This window comes from Vibrio genomosp. F10 str. 9ZD137 (assembly GCF_049974785.1).
GTDB lineage: Bacteria > Pseudomonadota > Gammaproteobacteria > Enterobacterales > Vibrionaceae > Vibrio.
The window spans coordinates 1-3,418 of sequence record NZ_JBNGCJ010000678.1 but is presented as its reverse complement, the minus strand read 5'-3'; the positions used below and the strand labels follow the sequence as shown (position 1 = coordinate 3,418).

The following is a 3,418-nucleotide window of genomic DNA, read 5'->3' as shown; positions in this document are numbered from 1 at the left end:
GGCGCTGCACTCATTGGAATGTTTAACGCCACGCTACGGCCCGGGATCAGCATTGTTATGGATGCGGTAAATCTTGAAAATGTGGTAAAGAGCGCGAACCTGGTTATTACGGGTGAAGGCCGCATCGATAGCCAAACCATTCATGGGAAAACCCCGATAGGCGTTGCGCGTGTTGCAAAACAGTTTAAGCTTCCTGTCATCGCGATCGCAGGGTCGACAGCGGCAGATTGTAACGTGGTTTATGAGCATGGTATTGATGCGGTCTACAGCGTTGTTCTTGGCGCTACGGATCTACCAACGGCGTTAAAAGAAGCCGCATTTAATGTTGAAATGACATCTAGAAATGTCGCAAAAGCTCTGTCGATTCGGCTGTAACTGAATGAAATAATGAGTTTCATGTAGAGTAAATCTGAGACCAAAGGACATCATATTGATGTCCTTTTTTTTCATTGTAGGGTGGGAGATTGACGACCGAATAGCAATTTACAAAGGTTGGTATCCCTGACACACTTCCAGTGAACTTAATCCCAATGAGTTTATGTTTAGGGTTTATGTTTCAGCAGTACCGAAATACTTAACCCACCGCATTTCGGTGGAGAGTTATTTTTGTTTGTTTACTCGTTAAACATGTAAATAAACAGATAAACGTGAAATTTTAGAGGCCGTCATTTGCATACTGATCAGAATCGAGTCAAAAAGGCAACACGCATAGAAAGTGTCATGAACTCTGCCATGTGGCATTTGGGCCAGCGCGATCTGACCGAAAGCGAGCTGATCAATAAGCTTCGAATCAAAACCGATAACGAAGATTGGATCACTCAGACAATAGAAAAGTTGCGCCGGTTAGATTATCTGAAGCCAGATAATGAATTCGCTGAACAGTTTGCAGAGCGCGCTTTTTCAAGTGAGTACGGCTCGGGTTATATTCTGGAAAAATTGAAGAAGAAAGGCATAGCCGGTGCGCTGATCCAAGAGGCCATCGAGAAAGTAAAGCAAGAGCGACAAATCGATGAACAGACGATACTGACCGAACGAGTGAATCACTATTATCAAGAATTCACCATGAGCAAAGAAAAGCTGGTGGCCGCGCTACAAAAACGCGGGTTCAGTTACGCTCAAATTAACGAAAGTCTTCGGCAGCATCCCAGTTTTGCTCAGTTACGTTCAAACCTAGAAATTAAAGCTGAAAAAGCCGATCTGGAAAAGGAAGTGCTGAAATATGTGCGTAAAGGAAAGGGCCTAACGGTTATTCGTCAAGAATTGCGTCAGCGAAAAATTGATGTGACGGATCTCGACGCCTTGATCGGCAAGCTCGTTGAATCAGGAGAAATCGATTTTTATAGCGCGTGTTTAGAGCAGTTGGAAAAGAAATCGTACGATCTAAACATCCATAAAGAGCGAAGTAAAGCGTACGCAATGTTAAGCCGAAAAGGGTTTTCTTCAGAAGAAATTCAATTCGCACTCAGTGAAATCAATTAAAAAGAAAGCAGTTAAAAAGAAAATAGTGAGGACGAAAACAGCAAGAAAGCGACAACATAGAAAGTCGACTCGGTTGCATTCATGTATAGACGATTGTACAGAAATTAGACCGTTGATCATGGCTTTTTTGTTTACGCTAACAACAAATATCGTTACTGTAATTCGTGAATCATAATAACAACAAGGATTGTCTGAGACGCATGAACAGCACAATAGAAACCATTTTAGGTCACCGATCCATTCGTAAATATACACAGCAGCCAATAGAACAACAGCAGTTGGAGGCGATCATTCAAGCGGGGTTAGCCGCCTCATCGTCCAGTATGTTGCAGGTTGTCTCTATCGTCAGAGTGACAGACAAAGATAAGCGAAAACTGCTGGCTCAATATGCGGGTAATCAAGCATATGTAGAGAGTGCTGCTGAGTTTCTTGTGTTTTGTATCGACTACCAGCGCCACGTTGAAATAAACCCACAGGTCCAAGCTGACTTCACGGAGCTGACTCTTATTGGCGCTGTCGATTCGGGAATCATGGCGCAAAACTGTTTATTGGCCGCTGAATCATTAGGGTTAGGTGGCGTGTACATTGGCGGATTACGTAATAACGTTCAACAGGTTGATGAACTTCTCGGGCTTCCTCAAAATAGCGCGGTACTTTTTGGCATGTGTTTGGGGCACCCGGATCAACAACCTGAGCTGAAGCCTCGTTTACCTGCTCATGTCATTCTGCACGAGAACCAGTATCAGCCGCTGAGTTTGGACGATATTAAAAACTATGACGATTCCATGCAAAGTTACTACGCTAATCGTTCAACTAACCAGAAACAAACGAGCTGGTCACAAGACATAACAGGTAAGCTTTCAGGGGAGTCACGCCCACACATCCTTCCTTACTTGAATGGGAAAGGATTAACCAAACGATAGAGCTTTAAACACACTCATCATGAAGTGCCTAATGAATTTTGGAGTGGTACGCCATTCTAGCTCAGCCATAGGCTCTTCATCTATTTTTTCCGTTGATCTTTTCATTGATGTTTTAAGATTATCCCCTATATTCTGACAAGTCTCTGTCTCCTCAGGAAAAAACATGGAAAATAACACCATTCAGGATGTGGTCAGTGAGTTGCTTACTGATTCTGGTGATGCCAGCTCGCAACAAGCCGTAATAGAGCAGTGGGAGCAAGATAACTCGGCTGTCGATGTTGCGCTGTTACTCGAATCTCTCCCGCTTACCGAGCGTTTAGGTACATGGGAGCAACTTTCAGATACGATGAAAGTGCCTGTGCTGGTTGAGATGCGTGCAGATGCGAGCACGTCGATCCTAGATAATCAAGACGACGGTACATTGCTGGCTCTGTTTACCGGGATAGATGCTGATACCTTGCTCGAATTGCAAGACAGCATCCCTGATCATTTGCTCGAAAACGTACTTGGGCTGATGAATGAAGAGCAGCAAAATCGCTATTCTGCTGCGCAACAATTTGACGATGAAGAAGTAGGGCACTGGTGTGATCACCAGCCTTTAGTGGTGCCAGCAAAAACCAAAATCAAAGTGGTCATGCGATTGCTGCGCCGCAACCTTCCACCACATAGTCACGTGATTTATCTGGTCGATAGCCGTGGCAACTGGACAGGAACGGTGCGTATCAATCGTTTATTTGATGTTGAACCGACACTGCGAATTTCAGAGCTGTCAGAAGATGATTTTCCATCCCTTGATGCAAAGGAAGACATTTATTCCGCGTCCAATAAAGTCTCACTCAGTGGCGAATCTTCTTTACCCGTTATCACTGAAAGTGGCTTATTGATTGGCCGTTTAGACATGGGCACCGCCTACAAACTCCAAAGTGAGAAAGCGGAATCTCAATTGATGGCACAAGCGGGTCTTGGTGAAGATGAAGACCTTTTTGCCTCGGTACGAAAAAGCGCACAAAATCGAG

The 3,418-nt window shown here is 44.3% G+C and carries 4 protein-coding genes; all 4 read left to right on the top strand.

The genetic code is table 11. The features are described from left to right. On the top strand, positions 1-375 hold a 375-nt coding region (locus ACP45E_RS16290), incomplete at its 5' end, for a glycerate kinase (protein ID WP_141707375.1). Between the two features lie 345 nt (positions 376-720). After that, on the top strand, positions 721-1,479 hold the full coding sequence (locus ACP45E_RS16285) for a RecX family transcriptional regulator (protein ID WP_017039062.1): 759 nt from the start codon (positions 721-723) through the stop codon (positions 1,477-1,479). 200 nt (positions 1,480-1,679) lie between these two features. Continuing rightward, complete coding sequence (gene nfsA / locus ACP45E_RS16280) at positions 1,680-2,402, top strand: oxygen-insensitive NADPH nitroreductase (RefSeq protein ID WP_017039061.1); 723 nt, start codon at positions 1,680-1,682, stop codon at positions 2,400-2,402. A 163-nt stretch (positions 2,403-2,565) separates the two neighbouring features. After that, positions 2,566-3,418 (top strand): magnesium transporter MgtE N-terminal domain-containing protein (locus tag ACP45E_RS16275; protein WP_141707374.1); only part of this gene is annotated, 853 nt, incomplete at its 3' end.